Here is a 17631-nt window from a genome sequence, read left to right as displayed (position 1 = left end):
TGCCCGCGAAGAGGCCGGCATAGGCTTCACAGGCAGCGGGGCTCTTTATTGATCAGAACCGGAACCGGCTGATCATCTGCTGCAATTGCCCACCCAACCGCGCCAGTTCCACGCTGGACGCCGAAGTCTGCTGACTGGCTTCGGCAGTCTGTTCGGAAATGTCCCGCACCGTCACCACGCTGCGGCTGATTTCTTCCGCTACCGCACTCTGCTGCTCCGAAGCCGCGGCAATCTGCTGGTTCATCAACTGGATCCCCGACACACGTTGGGTAATTCCCTCCAGCGCTACCCCGGCCTCACGCACCAGCGCCACGCTGCTTTCAGTCAGGCTCTGGCTTTGCTCCATCAGCTCGCTCACCGAACGGGTACCTTCCTCAAGGCTGCCGATCGCCGACTCGATCTCCAGGGTCGATGCCTGGGTACGCTGTGCCAGGCTGCGCACTTCATCGGCCACCACGGCAAAACCACGGCCGGCTTCACCAGCCCGCGCCGCTTCGATGGCGGCATTGAGCGCCAGTAGGTTGGTCTGTTCGGCCACGGCCTTGATCACGTCCATGACCTTGCCGATGCGCTGGCTTTCGCTGCGCAGCGCGCCCATGGCCTCGCCAGTGGCATCCACCTGGCTGGCCAGGCGGCTGATCTGCACCACGGCGCGGTTGACCACGCTGTCACCTTCACGGGCTTCCTCGTCGGTGGCGCTGGCAGCCTCGGAGGCTTCACCGGCATTGCGCGCCACCTCGTGCACGGTGGCGGCCATTTCCTGCATGGCCGTGGCCACCTGGTCGGTTTCCACCTTCTGGTTGTTGGCGCCGGCGCTGGTCTGTTCGGTAATCGCCGAAAGCTCCTCGGTGGCGCTGGCAATCTGCGATATTCCATCGCGCACCTGGGCTATCAGCTCGCGCAGGTTGCGGGTCATGCCCTGCAGGGCGTTCTGCAATTGGCCGACTTCGTCGCGGCGGCGGCTGCTCGGTTGTTCGCTGAGGTCACCGGCGGCCACCTGCTCCATTGCGCTCAGCGCCTGGCGCAGCGGCTGGCTGATCTGCCGGGCAATCACCACGGCAGCCAGTGCCCCGATCAGCAAGGCGAGGAGGGTGGTGGCAATCTGCAGGGTACGGGCGAAATGGCTGTCCTTGGCGACCAGCACGGCCTGGTCATCGAGCAGTTGGCCAATGACCTCGTTGAGGGTTTCGATGTCCTTGGCCATGGCCGCGCGGTAACCGACCAGCTTGCTGACCTCGCCACGGAACGCTTCGACAGCAGCGGCATAAGCCTGTACCTGCTGTTGCAATTGCTGGAACTGCTGCGGGAAGTTGCCATTGAAGCGAGCGACCAGCCCAGGCAGATCGTTCACCGTGGTGGCGATCTGGCTGTTCATCAGCTGTTCGGTCTCGGCGTTGGTGTTACCCGTGTAACCGCGAACGTGATAACGCAGCAGAATCAGGTTTTCGCGGATCTGGTTGATCGCCTCGCTGCGCACAAAACGCTGCTCGGCGTCGGGCAAGGCACGTACCTGGCTGCGGATCTGCTCGATGCTGGCGAACGACTGGGTGGCCAGCACGCCCATTTCCTTCTGCGCCGCGCGCATCTTTTCATAGGCACGGAAACTGGCGGCCTGGTTGCCGCTGTAGCCCTGCAGTGCCTGGTCGGCAGTATTTATCAGGGCATGGGTCTGCGCCCTGATCATCACTTCACGCAGCTTTGCCAGGGTTGGCTTGAATGCCTCCAGGGCGGCCTGCAGCTGTTTGCTTTCGGCGGGCGCACCATTGGCCATGGCGTGACGCAAACGCGCTTCGCGCAAGTCGCCCAGGGCGTCGTTGAGGCGCGAAACATCGCTGACCACTTCGCTGCGCCGCACCAGGCTGCCCAGGCCATCCCAGCTGATCAGCGATTGCACCAGGGTCAGGCACAGCACCAGGCCGAAACCGAGGAAGAGTTTGTGGGCGATCTTGAGGTCGCCGAACCAGATAAACATTACTGCCGAGCTCCTTTTCTTATGCGTTGGAGGAGACCTGAGGTCTGTTCCTTCTGTCAGATATAGTCATCTATATGAATTATCGGCGTGTGTAACAAAATCTGAACAGTGCTTTTCATGAAATTAGTGTCACGGTGATATCAAACTGTGCGCTGGTTCCCGAGTCGCCCGGTGTCGCTTGCCAGTCCAGGGCTTTCCCATGCAGATTTGTGGCTTGCAGCGCTCCACGGGCCTCCAATGACAAAAGACACTCAGGAACAAGGACGATGAGTCACCCCTCGCAATTCAACTTGCTCGGCAAGCGGCGTTTCCTGCCGTTCTTCGTCACCCAGTTGCTGGGTGCCTTCAACGACAACCTGTTCAAGCAATCGCTGATCCTGGCGATCCTGTTCAAGCTCAGCCTGGGCGACGGTGACCGTTCGATCTGGGTCAACCTCTGTGCGTTGCTGTTCATCCTGCCGTTCTTCCTGTTCTCGGCACTGGGCGGGCAGTTTGGCGAAAAGTTCGCCAAGGACGCGCTGATCCGCGCGATCAAGCTGGCCGAAATCGCCATCATGGCGGTCGGCGCCATCGGTTTCGTTACCAACCACCTCACGCTGATGCTGCTGGCCCTGTTCGGCATGGGCACCCACTCGGCACTGTTCGGCCCGGTGAAGTACTCGATCCTGCCTCAGGCCCTGCGCGAAGAAGAGCTGGTGGGCGGTAACGGCCTGGTGGAGATGGGCACCTTCCTCGCCATCCTGGTCGGCACCATCGGTGCCGGGGTGATGATGGCCACCGACAGCTACGCCACGGTGGTGGCCGGTGGCGTGGTCGGCACCGCCGTGCTGGGCTACCTGGCCAGCCGCTGGATCCCGCGGGCTGCGGCTGCTTCGCCGCAGATGGCGCTGGACTGGAACATCTTCAAGCAGTCGTGGGTGATCCTGCGCATGGGCCTGGGGCAGACCCCGGCCGTATCGCGCTCGATCGTCGGCAACTCGTGGTTCTGGTTCGTCGGCGCCATCTACCTGACGCAGATTCCGACCTACGCCCAAGAGTGGCTGCACGGTGACGAGACCGCAGTGACCCTGGTGTTGACCCTGTTCTCGGTGGGCATCGCCCTCGGTTCGCTGCTGTGCGAACGCCTCAGTGGGCGCAAGGTGGAAATCGGCCTGGTGCCGTTCGGCTCGTTCGGCCTGACCTTGTTCGGCCTGCTCTGGTGGTGGCATTCCGGCGATGTGCCGGCTGGCGCTGCACCGCACGACTGGCTGGCGCTGCTGGGCATGCACCAGGCCTGGTGGATCCTGCTGTCGATCGTCGGCCTGGGTGTGTTTGGTGGCTTCTACATCGTGCCGCTGTACGCCCTGATCCAGGCGCGCACCGCCGAGGACCAGCGGGCCCGGGTGATCGCCTCCAACAACATCCTCAACGCCCTGTTCATGGTGGTCTCGGCGATCTTCACCATTGTTCTGCTGAGTGTGTTCAAGCTGAGCATCCCGCAGCTGTTCCTGGTGGTGTCGCTGCTCAACGTGCTGGTCAATGCCTACATCTTCAGGATCGTGCCCGAGTTCACCATGCGCTTCCTGATCTGGCTGCTCAGCCATTCGATGTACCGTGTGCAGCATCGCGATCTCGAACGCATCCCGGATGAGGGCGCGGCGTTGCTGGTGTGCAACCACGTGTCGTTCGTCGACGCGCTGCTGCTGGGCGGAGCGATCCGCCGGCCGATCCGCTTCGTCATGTACTACAAGATCTACAGCCTGCCGGTGCTCAACTTCGTGTTCCGCACGGCGGGCGCCATTCCGATTGCCGGGCGCAACGAAGACCAGGCCACCTACGAGCGCGCCTTCGCCCGCATCGCCGAATACCTGGCGGACGGTGAACTGGTGTGCATCTTCCCGGAAGGCAAGCTGACCGGCGACGGGGAGATCGATGTGTTCAAGGGGGGCGTCAGCCGCATCCTCGAAGAAACCCCGGTACCGGTGATTCCCCTGGCGCTGCAGGGCTTGTGGGGGAGCTTCTTCAGCCGTGACCCGGCCAAGGGCTTCTTCAAGCGCCTGTGGTCGAAGGTGACCATCGTGGCAGGCGCCGCCATCCCGGTGGAGGCGGCGCAGCCAGATGCCTTGCGTGAGCAGGTCAGCCGCTTGCGCGGCGGCCTGCGCTAAGGGCGGGGTATCAGCTGGCGCTGACTTTCAGGCCGACCAGGCCGGTCACGATCAGCGCCACGCTGACCAGCCGCACCAGGGCCATCGACTCGCCGAACAGGATGATCCCGGCGATCACCGTGCCGACGGCACCAACGCCGGTCCAGATGGCATAGGCGGTGCCCAGCGGCAGTTCTTTCATGGCCAGGCCCAGCAGGCCCAGGCTGATGGCCATGGCGGCGACGGTGAGCGCGGTAGGGAGGGGTTTGCTGAAGCCGTCGGTGTACTTCAAACCGACGGCCCAGCCGACCTCGAACAGGCCGGCGAAGAACAGGATGATCCAGGACATGATGCGTCTCCATCGTTGCGAATGATGGGGCCGTCCCCGGGATGGTCACGCGGTGCGTCGTGAGGTCGTCCTCACTGTGGTCATCAGGGTACACATCAATGGCTGGCCGGCTCAACCTCTTCCATGGCGGCCGATGGGTCCTCCAGCCGGCGGAACCAGGTCGACAGCAGCGCCCCGGAGATGTTGTGCCAGACGCTGAACAGCGCGCTCGGCACCGCCGCCAGTGGCGAGAAATGCGCCGCCGCCAGCGCCGCCCCCAGCCCCGAGTTCTGCATGCCGACCTCCAGCGCCAGCGACTTGCGCTGGGCCAGCGGCAGCTTGCAGAGGCGGCCGGTGAGGTAGCCCAGCAGATAGCCGAAAGTGTTGTGCAGCACCACCACCGCCATGATCAGCAGGCCGGATTCGGCGATCTTGGCCTGGCTGGCCGCCACCACCGCGCAGACGATCATCACGATGCTCACCACCGACACCAGCGGCAGTACCTGCACCGCCGTCTGCACCCGTGCACCCAGCAAGCGTTGCGCCAGCACGCCGAGCACGATCGGCAGCATCACCAGTTGCAGGATCGACCAGAACATGTCCATGAAGGACACCGGCAGCCAGGCAGAAGCGAGGAACCAGATCAACGCCGGGGTCAGCAGCGGGGCGAGCAGGGTGGTGACCGCGGCGATCGCCACCGCCAACGCCAGGTCGCCCTTGGACAGCCAGACCATCACGTTCGACGCCGTGCCGCTCGGGCAGCAACCGACCAGGATCACACCCACGGCGATTTCCGCCGGCAGGTGGAACAACTGGCACAGCAGCCAGGCCATGCCTGGCATGATCACGAAGTGCGCGACCACGCCGAGGGCCACACGCCAGGGCTGGCGGGCGAGGGCGGCGAAGTCGTCGAGTTTGAGGGTCAGGCCCATGCCGAACATCACCAGGCCCAGCAGCGGCACGATGGCGACCTTTAGGGCGATGAACCACTGGGGCATCAGGAAGGCCAGCACGGCGAACACCAGCACCCACAGGGCGAAGGTGTTGCCGACGAAGCGGCTGAGGGCGGCGAGGGCACGCATGGGGCAATTCCTTTTCTATTTATAGCTATATGAATTTCACTGGCCTCTTAGCGGCGGTTGGACGCCTCGACAAGCCCGCTCCCACAGGTACGCCACAGTATTCAAGTCTGTGGTGATCCCTGTGGGAGCGGGCGTGCCCGCGAAGAGGCCGGTACCGCCTGCAGTTGAACATCAGGCGAGCACCGGTACTTCAAACCACATCAGACCCCTTGCGGAATCTCTTCGCCACCGAGCACTTCGAACAGCGCCGGCAGGAACTCGGCAAAGGTCATCATCATCAGCTGGAAGCTGGCATCGAACTGCTGCGCGGCTTCATCGCCACCGTCCTGTTCGGCCTGCTCCTGCAGCAGCTCTTCGAACTTCAGGCGCTTGATCACCATCTTGTCGTCGAGCACGAACGACAGCTTGTCCTGCCAGGCCAGGGCCAACTGGGTGACCACCTTGCCGGTGCTCAGGTGCAGCTGGATTTCCTCGCTGGTCAGGTCCTGGCGCTTGCAGCGCACGATGCCGCCGTCTTCGGCGGTGTCACGCAGCTCGCACTCGTCCAGCACATAGAAGCCCTCGGCAGCCTGTTGCGACTTGACCCAGTCGGTCATGGTCGCGGTCGGTGCGATCTTCACCGTGGCCGGGCGCACCGGCAGCGAGCCCATCACTTCGCGCAGGGTCGACAGCAGGTCTTCAGCGCGCTTGGCGCTGGCCGAGTTGACCAGGATCATGCCCAGGCGCGGGGCGATGGCGGCGAAGATCATCGAACGGCGGATGAACGCACGTGGCAGGAAGGCCTGGATGATCTCGTCCTTGATCTGGTCGCGTTCTTTTTTGTAGACCTTGCGCATTTGCTCGGTCTCGATCTCTTCGACCTTTTCCTTCACCGCATCGTTGACCACGCTGCTGGGCAGGATGCGTTCTTCCTTGCGTGCGGCAATCAGCAGGAACTCGCCGCTGACGTGCACCAGGGGAGCGTCTTCGCCCTTGCCGAACGGCGCGATGAAACCGTAGGTGGTCAGCTCCTGGCTGGAGCAGGGGCGGGCCGGCTTGGTGGCCAGCGCAGCTTCCAGCGCTTCAGGCTCGAACGGTACTTCCTGGGTCAGGCGGTAGGACAGCAGGTTCTTGAACCACATGAGGGGGAATCTCTCCTTAATGCATAAGGCGGGCATTATTCTCCGAGCAGTGGTCCCAGGCCAACCCTGTCAGAGGGCCACCAGGGTCATATAAGGCAAGAAAACCTCCATCTGCGCTAGGTCGTTGAAAGACCTGGTATTTTTTTTGAAAAAAGTTGAAAAAGTGCTTGCCAGGGTAGCGGGCCCTCCGTAGAATGCGCGCCACACCGAGACGAAGGGTGATTAGCTCAGCCGGGAGAGCATCTGCCTTACAAGCAGAGGGTCGGCGGTTCGATCCCGTCATCACCCACCACTCGATGTATAGCGCAGCGGTAGTTCAGTCGGTTAGAATACCGGCCTGTCACGCCGGGGGTCGCGGGTTCGAGTCCCGTCCGCTGCGCCATATTCCACTTCCAGGGCCCACTGAACACCCGGAAGTAACAAAGAAAGCGACCTTAGGGTCGCTTTTTTTGTGCCTGAAATTCGCCGTGAAAATTTTTGCGGAAAAGTTGCATCAATGGCTTGCCAGGGTGCTGGATCGTCCGTAGAATGCGCGCCTCACCGAGACGAATGGGTGATTAGCTCAGCCGGGAGAGCATCTGCCTTACAAGCAGAGGGTCGGCGGTTCGATCCCGTCATCACCCACCACTCGTTGAATAGCGCAGCGGTAGTTCAGTCGGTTAGAATACCGGCCTGTCACGCCGGGGGTCGCGGGTTCGAGTCCCGTCCGCTGCGCCATATTCCGCTTCCAGGGCCCACTGAACACCCGGAAGCCACAAAAAAAGCGACCTTAGGGTCGCTTTTTTTGTTTCTGTGTCTTAGCGGTTGCGCTCTTCCTCGCGCAACGTCAGCACCTCAACCCCATCCTCGGTCACCGCCACCGTATGCTCCCACTGCGCCGACAGGCAGTGGTCCCGGGTAATCACCGTCCAGCCGTCCTTCAGCGTCCGCGTCCCGCGTCCGCCCTGGTTGATCATCGGTTCGATGGTGAACACCATCCCGGGCTGCAACTTCATGCCCATGCCGCGCGCGCCAAAGTGCAACACCTCGGGCCCTTCGTGCATCTGCTGGCCGATGCCATGGCCGCAATACTCGCGTACCACGCTGTAGCCAGCCGCCTCGGCATGGGCCTGGATGGCATGGCCGATATCCCCCAGCGTCGCCCCGGGGCGTACCTGCGCGATGCCTTTCCACAGCGCGTCGTAGGTGGTGTCGACCAACCGCTGCGCGTCATCGCTGATTGGCCCGATGCTGTACATCTTCGACGAGTCGGCAATGTAGCCGCCCTGTTCGAGGGTGATGTCGACGTTGATGATCGAGCCTTCCTTCAGCACTTCATCGACCTTGGGGATGCCGTGGCAGACCACATGGTCCACCGAGGTATTGAGCGAGTAGGGGAAACCGTACTGGCCCTTGCTGGCCGGGCGGGCCTTGAGGGTGTCGACGATGAAGGCCTCGGCGCGGTCGTTGATCTGCATCGTGGTGATGCCGGGGCGGATGAAGTGGTCGAGGTCGGCGAACACCTGGGCCAACAGCTGGCCGGCGTTGCGCATCAGTGCGATTTGGGCGGGGGTCTTGAGGATCACCTTGGACATGGAATGCAGGCTGTAGCTCTTGCTGGAAATTGCCCCAGCATAGCGCCATGGATAGTCTGCTTGCCACCGCGTGGTGCGCTGCCTGTACCGGCCTCTTCGCGGGCAAGCCCGCTCCCACAGGTACTGCACAGTCTTCAAACCTGTAGCGATCCTGTGGGAGTGGGCGTGCCCGCGAAGAGGCCGGCACAGCTGGCCCACTAATTGCTGGCTGACTGCTATCCAGGGCTATCAACGTCGACAGCCCAATCAACTCACGACAAAGGCGCCGTGTTGCCCCGCTTGCTTTGCAGGCCCGGGCAGCCGGCGCCTTTTTGCGTTCTTGAAAGGGGAAACCGCCCATGACCACCCGCGAAGTACGCAGCGTTTGCCCCTACTGTGGCGTCGGTTGCGGCATCGTCATGAGCGTTGCCGACGGCAAGGTCGGCAAGATCAGCGGCGACAAGCAGCACCCGAGCAATTTCGGCCGCCTGTGCACCAAGGGCCTCACCGCCCACCTGCCACTGACCGCCGCCGGGCGCATGGAAGACGCCTACGTGCGCCAGCAACGCAGCCAGCAGCCGGCGCGCAGCAGCATGGATCAGGCCATCGCCCAGGCCGGCGAGCGCTTGCGCGGCATCATCGACCAGCACGGCGCGGACGCGGTGGCGCTGTATGTGTCCGGGCAGATGTCACTGGAGGCCCAGTACCTGGCCAACAAACTGGCCAAGGGCTTTATCCGCACCCGCCACATCGAGTCCAATTCGCGGCTGTGCATGGCCAGCGCCGGCAGCGGCTACAAACTGTCGCTCGGCGCCGACGGCCCGCCCGGCAGCTACCAGGATTTCGACCGCGCCGAGCTGTTCCTGGTCATTGGCGCGAACATGGCCGACTGCCACCCGATCCTGTTCCTGCGCCTGCTCGACCGGGTCAAGGCCGGCGCCCGGCTGATCGTTGTCGATCCGCGGCGCACCGCCACCGCCGACAAGGCCGACCTGTTCCTGCAGGTGCGCCCCGGCACTGACATGGCCCTGCTCAACGGCCTGTTGCACCTGCTGCACCACAACGGCCATACCGACCCAGGCTTCATCGCCCGTCACACCGAAGGCTGGGACGAGCTGCCGGCTTTCCTCGACGATTACACCCCGGCGCGCGTGGCTGCCATCACCGGCTTGAGCGAGGCCGACATCTGCCAGGCAGCAGAATGGATCGGCACCGCCGGGGAGTGGATGAGCTGCTGGACCATGGGCCTCAACCAGAGCGTGCACGGCACCTGGCACAGCAACGCCCTGTGCAACCTGCACCTGGCCACCGGCGCCATCTGCCGCCCGGGCAGCGGGCCGTTTTCGCTGACCGGCCAGCCCAACGCCATGGGCGGCCGCGAGATGGGCTACATGGGCCCGGGCCTGCCGGGCCAGCGTTCGGCGCTGGTGGCGGCGGACCGCGCCTTCGTCGAGGCGCAATGGCGCCTGCCACCGGGCAGCCTGCGCAGCGAAGGTGGTGAGGGCACGATCGCGCTGTTCGAGCAGATGAAGGCCGGCGAGGTGAAAGCCTGCTGGGTGATCTGCAGCAACCCGGTGGCCAGCGTCGCCAACCGCCAGCAGGTGATCGACGGCCTGCGCCAGGCCGAGCTGGTGATCACCCAGGATGCCTTCCTCGACACCGAAACCAACCGCTACGCCGATATCCTCCTGCCCGCCGCGCTGTGGGCCGAAGGCGAAGGCGTGATGATCAACAGCGAGCGCAACCTGACGCTGATGCAGCGTGCGGTCCAGGCGCCCGGCCAAAGCCTGGCGGACTGGCAGATCATCGCCCGGGTCGCCTGTGCCATGGGCTACGCCGAGGCCTTCGATTACCCCGATGCCGAGGCGGTGTACGACGAGATCCGGCGCTTCTGGAACCCGGCCACCGGCTACGACCTGCGTGGCATCGGCTATCAGCAGTTGCGCCACAGTCCACGGCAGTGGCCCTGCGCGCCGGGCCGCGAAGATGACCGCAGCCCGCTGCGTTACCTCAACGGCGGCAGCAGCCAGCACCTGTTGCGCGATGCCGAGGGCCATGCGCCTGCCCTGGCATTCCCCACCGCCAGTGGCAAGGCGCGCTTCTTCGCCCGGCCCTGGCTGCCGGCGCCCGAGCTGCCCGACGCCGACTACCCGCTGGTGCTCAACACCGGCCGCGTGCAGCACCAGTGGCACACCCTGACCAAGACCGGCAAGGTGCCGGCGCTGAACAAGCTGGAGCCAGGCCCCTTCGTTGAAATCCACCCCGAGGACGCCGCCCGCCTGGGCATCGCCGACAAGGACCAGGTCGCCATTCGCTCGCGTCGCGGCCAGGCCGTGTTGCCGGCGCGCATCAGCGACCGGGTCATGCCCGGCAACTGCTTCGCCCCGTTCCACTGGAACGATGTGATTGGCGAGCAACTGGCGATCAATGCCGTGACTTGTGATGCGGTCGACCCGTTGTCGCTGCAGCCGGCATTCAAACATTGCGCCGTGGCCCTGGAGCGGGTCGCGGGCGAGCGTATCGATGCCCTCGAGCTGAACACCCCTATTCCGGAGCCTGCGCGCATGCCGACCGCGACCTTGTCCCGCCTGCTTGGCCTGGACACCCTGCCAGCCCCCGTGCTGGCCGATGACGAGCGTCATTACCTGCAGGGCTTTTTGCTCGGCCTCGACCAGGCGCGTGCCGAAGGCGTGCCCAGCCTGCCGGCTAGCGCGCCGTTGGCCGCATCCCGGCGGTTGTTCGTCGATGGCTTGCTGGCTGGTTTGTTCGCGCAGCCAGCCGCCACACCGGCCATCGCCGTGCCGCGCCACCAGGTGCTGTGGGCTTCGCAGACCGGCAACGGCGAGGCACTTGCCGAACGTTGTGCCGAGCGCCTGCGGGGTGCCGGCCTTGAGGTGCAGCTCAGCTGCATGGAGGCGGTAAGCCCCAGCCAGCTGCAAGGCGCCGCCAGTGTGGTGCTGATCACCAGCACCTTCGGTGACGGTGACGCGCCCGACTGCGCCACGGCGTTCTGGCAGGCGCTGCAAGGCGAGCAGGGCGCCTGCTGCGCGCAGCTGCCTTACGCCGTGCTGGCCCTGGGCGACTCCAGCTACGACCAGTTCTGCGGCTTTGGCCGCAAGCTCGACCAGCGCCTGGCCGAACTGGGCGGGCGCCGCTTGCTGCAGCGGGTCGACTGCGAACCGGATTTCGATGACGCCTTCGCCGCCTGGCTCGACGCTTTGCTGCCGCAGCTCGGCCGCGAGGCCTTGGTGGCACCGGTCAGTGAGCCTGCGTCAGTGGCGGGCTTCAGCAAGCAGCAGCCGTGGTCGGCGGCGCTGGTCGCCAATCAACTGCTCAACGGCCCGGGTGCGAGCAAGGAAACCCGCCAGCTGGTGTTCGACCTGTCTGGCAGCGGCTTCACCTACGCCGCCGGTGATGCCTTGGGCGTATGGCCGCGCAACTGCCCGGCGCTGGTCGAGGAACTGCTGACGCTGATGCACCTCGATGGCCAGGCGTTGGTGGAATTGAAGGGGCAGCCGGCGATGCCACTGGCCGAGGCCCTGGAGGCGCATCTGGACATCGCCAAGGTCACCGCGCAGCAACTTCAGGTATTCAGCACCCATGCCACGGACCTGCAGCGCCTGCTGCAACCCGCGTGCAAGGCCGAACTGCAGGGCTGGCTGTGGGGGCGCCAGCTGGTCGATGTGCTGCGTGCGTTCCCGCAGCAGTTACCATTGGCGACCTGGCTCGAGTTGCTCAAGCCGTTGCAGCCGCGGCTGTATTCGATCAGTTCAAGCCCGTTGGCGCATCCGGATCAGGTGCACCTGACCGTTTCCACCGTGCGCTTTGGCGAGCGCAAGGGGGTTTGTTCAACGTTTCTGGCTGACCGCGCGCAGGCGCTGAAGGTGGCGATCTTCCCGCAGGTATCGAAGCATTTTCGCCTGCCCGAGGACGACAACCTGCCGGTGATCATGGTTGGGCCCGGCACGGGCATCGCGCCGTTTCGTGCCTTCCTCGAAGAGCGCGAGGTGTGCGGTGCAAAAGGTAAAAACTGGCTGTTCTTCGGCGAGCAGCATGCGGCCACGGATTTCTACTATCAAGAGCAGCTTCAGGCCTGGCAAGCGAGCGGGCATCTGCGCCTGGACACGGCGTTTTCGCGGGACCAGGCCGAGAAGATCTATGTGCAGCAGCGCATGCTCGAGCAGGGCGCGCAGCTGTGGCAATGGCTGGAGGCGGGGGCGTATTTCTATGTCTGTGGCGATGCCCAGCGCATGGCCAAGGATGTGGATGCGGCGTTGCGTGAGGTCATTGCGGTGCATGGTGGCGTGGATGCCGATGCCTATGTCGAGGCATTGAACAAAGCCAGGCGGTATCGGCGTGATGTGTATTGAGGCGCCCCAGGATGGTGAGCGCTGCACTTGGAAAGTGCATCGGCTTTACCGGCCTCTTCGCGGGCAAGCCCGCTCCCACAGGTTTGATGCATCGCAAATGTAGTGGAGGCCCTGTGGGAGCGGGCTTGCCCGCGAAGAGGCCGTCACAGGAAACAGGATTGGCACAGTCTCTGCTTTATCCCTGATACAACAAAGCCCACTGATCAACGGCGATCAACCCGGGCCACCCACCGTGATGAATACAGGCAAAGGCGCCTGGAGCTTCGGCTCCAGGCGCTTTTTTTTTGATCGAGGATCGGCTTATGAAGGCAACAGCGAGCGGGCAACGAGAGCGACTGGTCATCGTCGGCAACGGCATGGTCGGCCACCATTGCGTCGAGCAACTGGTCGAACGCGGCGCCCTCGAGCGCTTCGAGCTGCACGTGTTCGGCGAAGAACGCCAGCGTGCCTACGACCGCGTGCACCTGTCGGAATACTTCGGCGGCAGCTGTGCCGAGACCTTGGCCCTGTGCGGGCAAGATTTTTACGGCAACAGCGGTGTGCACCTGCACTTGGGTGAAGCGGTGCTGGCCATCGACCGTGAGCGCTGTGAAGTGGTGACCGCCGAGGGCCGCTATGGCTACGACCACTTGGTGCTGGCCACCGGTTCGTACCCTTTCGTGCCTCCGATCGAGGGTTCCAGCGGCAACGCCCGCCTGGTCTACCGCACCCTCGATGACCTCGATGCCATTCGTGCCGCCGCCGGTGAAGCGCGCCGCGGCGTGGTGGTCGGTGGCGGCCTGCTCGGCCTGGAAGCAGCCAACGCGCTGAAGTCCCTTGGCCTGGAGGCGCACGTGGTGGAGTTCGCCCCGCGGCTGATGCCGGTGCAACTGGACGGCGAGGGCGGCGCCGCGCTCAAGGCGCAGATCGAAGCGCTAGGGGTGGGTGTGCACCTGTCGCGCGCCACTCAGTCGATCAGTGACGGTGAAGCCTACCGCTACCGCATGAATTTCGACGGCGGCGAACACCTGGAAACCGACCTGATCGTGTTCTCCGCCGGTATCCGCCCACAGGACGCCCTGGGCCGTGCCAGCGGCCTGGAAATCGCGGCACGCGGCGGCGTGGTGATCGACAACCATTGCCGCAGCAGCGACCCGCGCATCTTCGCCATCGGTGAATGCGCCTCGTGGAACGGCAGCGTGTACGGCCTGGTCGCCCCCGGCTACAGCATGGCGCGCAACCTGGCGGCGCTGCTGATGGGCGAAGCCGCCAGCGAATTCACCGGGGCCGACATGTCGACCAAGCTCAAGCTGCTGGGCGTGGATGTCGGCTCCATCGGCGATGCCCACGGCGCCACGCCGGGTTCGCGCAGCTACCGCTTCATCGACGAGGCCAACAGCGCCTACCGCCGGCTGGTGGTGGATGCCAGCGGCAAGCACGTGCTCGGTGCCGTGCTGGTGGGCGACAACAGCTACTACGACACCCTGCTGCAGTACGCCCAGAACGGTATCGCCCTGCCGGCCGACCCGGCCGCGTTGATCCTGCCGCAGGGCGGTGGCGCACCGGCCCTCGGTGCCGACGCACTGCCCGACAGCGCGACCATCTGCTCGTGCCACAACGTCAGCAAAGGCGCGGTGTGCGCGGCCATCGACAGTGGTTGCGGCGACCTCGCCGCAGTCAAGGGCTGCACCAAGGCGGCCACCGGCTGCGGTGGTTGCGCGGCGTTGCTCAAGCAGGTCTTCGAACACGAACTCACCGCCCGTGGCGTCACCGTCGACAAGAGCCTGTGCGAACACTTCGCCTACACCCGGCAGGAGCTATACGGGCTGGTGCGGGTCGAGGGAATCCGCACCTTCAGCGAACTGCTCGAACGCCACGGCAAGGGCCATGTCGGTTGCGACATCTGCAAGCCGGCGGTGGGCTCGATCCTCGCCTCGTGCTGGAACCAGCCGATCATGGACCCGGCGCTGGTGCCGCTGCAGGACACCAACGACACCTTCATGGCCAACATGCAGAAGAACGGCACCTATTCGGTGGTGCCACGCATCCCTGGCGGCGAGATCACCCCCGACAAGCTGATCGTGATCGGCCAGGTGGCGAAAAAGTACGACCTCTACACCAAGATCACCGGCGGCCAGCGCATCGACCTGTTCGGCGCCCAGCTGCACGAGCTGCCGCTGATCTGGGGCGAGCTGATCGACGCCGGCTTCGAAACCGGCCACGCCTATGGCAAGTCGACCCGTACGGTGAAGTCGTGCGTGGGCAGCACCTGGTGCCGTTACGGTGTGCAGGACAGCGTCGCCATGGCGCTGCGCCTGGAGGACCGCTACAAGGGCCTGCGCAGCCCGCACAAGCTCAAGTTCGCCGTTTCCGGCTGCACCCGCGAATGCGCCGAGGCGCAGAGCAAGGACATCGGCGTGATTGCCACCGACAAGGGCTGGAACCTGTACATCTGCGGCAACGGCGGCATGCGCCCGCGCCACGCCGAGCTGTTCGCCACCGACCTGGATGACGAAACCCTGGTGCGCCTGATCGACCGCGTGCTGATGTTCTACATCCGCACGGCCGACAAGCTGCAGCGCACTTCGGTCTGGCGCGAAAGCCTGGAAGGCGGCCTGGATTACCTCAGGCAGGTGATTCTCGACGACAGCCTGGGCCTGGCGGCCGAGCTGGAGGCGCAGATGCAGCATGTGGTCGACCAGTACGAATGCGAATGGGCCAACGCCCTCAACGACCCCGAGAAGCTCAAGCGCTTCCGTACCTTCGTCAACGACCGGCGCGCCGACCCGGACGTGCACTTCGTGCGCGAACGCGAACAGCGCCGGCCGGCTGCACCGCTGCACCTGATCCCAACCGTCGAGGAGGCTGTCTGATGAACCTATCCAATGCTGCTGTGAAAACCCAAGAGAACTGGCAGCCGGTGTGCCAGGCCCATGACCTGGTGGCCGACTCTGGCGTGGTGGTGTGGCTTGACGGTGTGCAGGTGGCGTTGTTCTACCTGCCTGGGCTGGAGCAGAGCCTGTATGCGGTGGACAACCGCGATCCGCGGTCCGGGGCCAATATCATCGGGCGCGGGCTGGTCGGTAGCTTGCAGGGGGAGCTGGTGGTGGCGGCGCCGTTGTACAAGCAGCACTTCAGCCTGCAAAGCGGCGAGTGCCTGGAAGATGCCGGGCAGCGGTTGCGGGTGTGGCCGGTGCGGATGAATGGTCAGGCGGTGGAGCTGTCGGTGGCCTGACGCTCCCGTGCCGACCCATTCGCGGGCACGCCCGCTCCCACAGGTACTGTACAGGCCTCGAGCATTGTGCGATTCCTGTGGGAGCGGGCATGCCCGCGAATAGGTCGGGACAGGCTGCTTAGATCACCAAACCTTGCGGCTTACGCCCGGCAAACACATCCACCAGGCTGGCCACCACCATCTCGCCCATGCGCGTGCGGGTCTGCACCGTGGCACTGGCGCGATGCGGCTGCAGCACCACGTCCTCACGCTCGAACAAGGCTTCGGGTGCCCGTGGTTCATCGGCAAACACATCCAGCGCCGCTCCCGCGATCTCGCCGGCCTCCAGTGCCGCAATCAACGCCGGTTCATCCACCAGCTTGCCGCGCGCGATGTTGATCAGGTACCCCTCAGCCCCCAATGCCCGCAGGACCTCGCGGTTGACCAGCGCTTCGCCTTTGTCGGCTGCGGCCGCCAGGATCAGCGCATCGCTGCCCTGGGCCAACTGCACCAGATCCGCCTCGAAACCATAGGGCACATCCAGCGCCTGCAGGTCGGTGTAGCGAATCGGGCAGCCGAACGCCGCCGCCCGTTGCGCCACCGCGCGGCCGACCCGGCCCATGCCGACGATGCCCACGCGCATGCCCGACACCTGGCGGGCCAGCGGCAGCGGTGCCAGCGGTGTGGCGCTGGTGGCCCAGTGGCCTGCGCGGACGAAGCGGTCACCAGTGCAAATGCCCCGGCACAAGCCGATCAGCAGGCCGATGGCCAGATCAGCGACATCCTCGGTGAGGGCGCCGATGGTGGCGGTGACCTGAATGCCACGATCACGGGCATAGGCCAGGTCCACTGCGTCGGTGCCGACGCCATTGACCGCGACCACTTCAAGGTTGGGCAAGCGCGCCATCAGCGCCTGGCTGATGCCGGTGTGGCCGCCGGTGATCACGCCGCGAATGTTGCTGGCATGCTGGCTGACAAAGGCGTCCTTGTCGGCCTGTTCGTAATAGCGGTGCACGGTGAACAGCTGTTCCAGGCGCTCGCGGATTTGCGGGATGAGGATCGGGCTCAGTTGCAGGACTTCAGGTTTCATCGGTCACTCCATCAGAAACAGGGATCAGCCACGGCCAACGAACGGCATGTTGCTGGCCATCACGGTCATGTTCAGTACGTTGGCGTCCAGCGGCAGCGCGGCGATGTAGCGCACCGCGTCGGCCACATGGCGCACGTCGAGCATCGGTTCGGCGGCGATCTCGCCATTGGCCTGGCGCACGCCACGGGTCATGCGCTCGGACAACTCGGTCAGGGCGTTGCCGATGTCCACCTGGCTGCAGACGATGTTGTACGGCCGGCCATCCAGCGCCAAGGCCTTGGTCAGGCCCAGCACCGCGTGCTTGCTGGCGGTGTAGGGGGCGGTGAACGGTCGCGGGGTGTGCGCCGAGATCGAGCCGTTGTTGATGATCCGCCCGCCCTGCGGCTGCTGGCGGCGCATCAGGCCGAAGGCGGCGCGGGCGCACAGGAACACGCCGTCGACGTTGGTGGCGATGACGTTGCGCCAGTGCTCCAGCGGCAGCTCGTCGACCGGTACGGCGGGGGCGTTGATGCCGGCATTGTTGAAGATCACGTCGAGGCGGCCATGCACCTCCTCGATGGTGGCGAACAGCTGCGCGACGCTCTGCTCGTCGCGCACGTCGGTTGGCACGGCCAGGGCTTCACCGCCCGCTGCCTGTGCCTGTTCAACCACCGCCTGCAGCGGTTCTGCGCGGCGCCCGGCGAGGACCAGGCTGAAGCCATCCTCCAGCAGGGCGAGGGCGACGGCGCGGCCTATGCCGCTGCCAGCGCCGGTGACCAGGGCGATTTTCTTGTTTTGGCTCATGTGGGGCTCCAGTAGG

General features: G+C 64.9%; 11 protein-coding genes, 4 tRNA genes and 1 pseudogene. 8 read left to right on the top strand and 8 right to left on the bottom strand.

Annotated features, from left to right (window positions below; translation table 11 throughout):
- Positions 1 to 52: 52 nt before the first annotated feature.
- Both CAF78_RS29035 and CAF78_RS29030 read right to left on the bottom strand, forming a co-directional pair.
- Positions 53 to 916: a methyl-accepting chemotaxis protein gene (locus CAF78_RS29035; RefSeq protein ID WP_371263078.1), complete on the bottom strand. Its 864-nt coding sequence runs from the start codon at positions 914 to 916 to the stop codon at positions 53 to 55.
- Positions 908 to 1972: pseudogene (locus CAF78_RS29030) on the bottom strand (methyl-accepting chemotaxis protein); the annotation flags it as partial. The gene CAF78_RS29035 and the pseudogene CAF78_RS29030, both read right to left, overlap by 9 nt.
- Before the next feature lie 266 nt (positions 1973 to 2238).
- Here CAF78_RS29030 and CAF78_RS11570 point away from each other — a divergent pair.
- The gene (locus CAF78_RS11570; RefSeq protein WP_085675374.1) at positions 2239 to 4116 is read left to right on the top strand and encodes a 1-acyl-sn-glycerol-3-phosphate acyltransferase; all 1878 of its coding nucleotides are present in this window, start codon (positions 2239 to 2241) and stop codon (positions 4114 to 4116) included.
- 10 nt (positions 4117 to 4126) lie between these two features.
- On the opposite strand, the gene sugE is transcribed toward CAF78_RS11570, so the two are convergent.
- The 3 genes from sugE to rdgC all read right to left on the bottom strand — a co-directional run bounded on the left by sugE (position 4127) and on the right by rdgC (position 6626).
- Entirely contained in the window at positions 4127 to 4444 is a 318-nt protein-coding gene (gene sugE / locus CAF78_RS11565; RefSeq protein WP_085675375.1) for a quaternary ammonium compound efflux SMR transporter SugE, read from the bottom strand.
- A 95-nt stretch (positions 4445 to 4539) separates the two neighbouring features.
- Positions 4540 to 5505, bottom strand: coding sequence for a bile acid:sodium symporter family protein (locus CAF78_RS11560; protein WP_085675376.1), 966 nt, complete (start codon positions 5503 to 5505; stop codon positions 4540 to 4542).
- 200 nt (positions 5506 to 5705) lie between these two features.
- Entirely contained in the window at positions 5706 to 6626 is a 921-nt protein-coding gene (gene rdgC / locus CAF78_RS11555; RefSeq protein ID WP_085675377.1) for a recombination-associated protein RdgC, read from the bottom strand.
- 216 nt (positions 6627 to 6842) lie between these two features.
- Between rdgC and CAF78_RS11550 the strand changes: the two genes are divergently transcribed.
- The 4 genes from CAF78_RS11550 (at position 6843) to CAF78_RS11535 (ending at position 7343) form a co-directional block, all read left to right on the top strand.
- A tRNA-Val gene (locus CAF78_RS11550) sits at positions 6843 to 6918 on the top strand.
- A 13-nt stretch (positions 6919 to 6931) separates the two neighbouring features.
- Positions 6932 to 7008 (top strand) — tRNA-Asp (locus CAF78_RS11545).
- Between the two features lie 169 nt (positions 7009 to 7177).
- Positions 7178 to 7253 (top strand) — tRNA-Val (locus CAF78_RS11540).
- Between the two features lie 13 nt (positions 7254 to 7266).
- Positions 7267 to 7343: transfer RNA gene (locus CAF78_RS11535), tRNA-Asp, on the top strand.
- 80 nt (positions 7344 to 7423) lie between these two features.
- On the opposite strand, the gene map is transcribed toward CAF78_RS11535, so the two are convergent.
- Positions 7424 to 8200, bottom strand: a complete 777-nt coding sequence (gene map / locus CAF78_RS11530; protein WP_085675378.1) for a type I methionyl aminopeptidase — start codon at positions 8198 to 8200, stop codon at positions 7424 to 7426.
- A gap of 338 nt (positions 8201 to 8538) precedes the next feature.
- Between map and CAF78_RS11525 the strand changes: the two genes are divergently transcribed.
- From CAF78_RS11525 to nirD, 3 genes are all read left to right on the top strand, one after another.
- Complete coding sequence (locus CAF78_RS11525) at positions 8539 to 12549, top strand: bifunctional nitrate reductase/sulfite reductase flavoprotein subunit alpha (RefSeq protein WP_085675379.1); 4011 nt, start codon at positions 8539 to 8541, stop codon at positions 12547 to 12549.
- A 302-nt stretch (positions 12550 to 12851) separates the two neighbouring features.
- Complete coding sequence (gene nirB, locus CAF78_RS11520; protein ID WP_085675380.1) at positions 12852 to 15401, top strand: nitrite reductase large subunit NirB; 2550 nt, start codon at positions 12852 to 12854, stop codon at positions 15399 to 15401.
- Positions 15401 to 15763, top strand: coding sequence for a nitrite reductase small subunit NirD (gene nirD / locus CAF78_RS11515; protein WP_085675381.1), 363 nt, complete (start codon positions 15401 to 15403; stop codon positions 15761 to 15763). The genes nirB and nirD overlap by 1 nt, the downstream gene beginning before the upstream one ends.
- Before the next feature lie 118 nt (positions 15764 to 15881).
- Here the strand turns inward: nirD and CAF78_RS11510 are convergent, their stop codons facing one another.
- Both CAF78_RS11510 and CAF78_RS11505 read right to left on the bottom strand, forming a co-directional pair.
- Positions 15882 to 16832, bottom strand: coding sequence for a 2-hydroxyacid dehydrogenase (locus CAF78_RS11510; RefSeq protein ID WP_085675382.1), 951 nt, complete (start codon positions 16830 to 16832; stop codon positions 15882 to 15884).
- 24 nt (positions 16833 to 16856) lie between these two features.
- Positions 16857 to 17615, bottom strand: coding sequence for an SDR family oxidoreductase (locus CAF78_RS11505; protein ID WP_085675383.1), 759 nt, complete (start codon positions 17613 to 17615; stop codon positions 16857 to 16859).
- Positions 17616 to 17631 lie beyond the last annotated feature (16 nt).

The sequence above is a fragment of the Pseudomonas sp. R28(2017) genome (assembly GCF_002112505.1).
Taxonomy (GTDB): Bacteria; Pseudomonadota; Gammaproteobacteria; order Pseudomonadales; family Pseudomonadaceae; genus Aquipseudomonas.
Note: the sequence above shows the minus strand (reverse complement) of the source record. Positions and strands in the feature narration are given on the sequence as shown.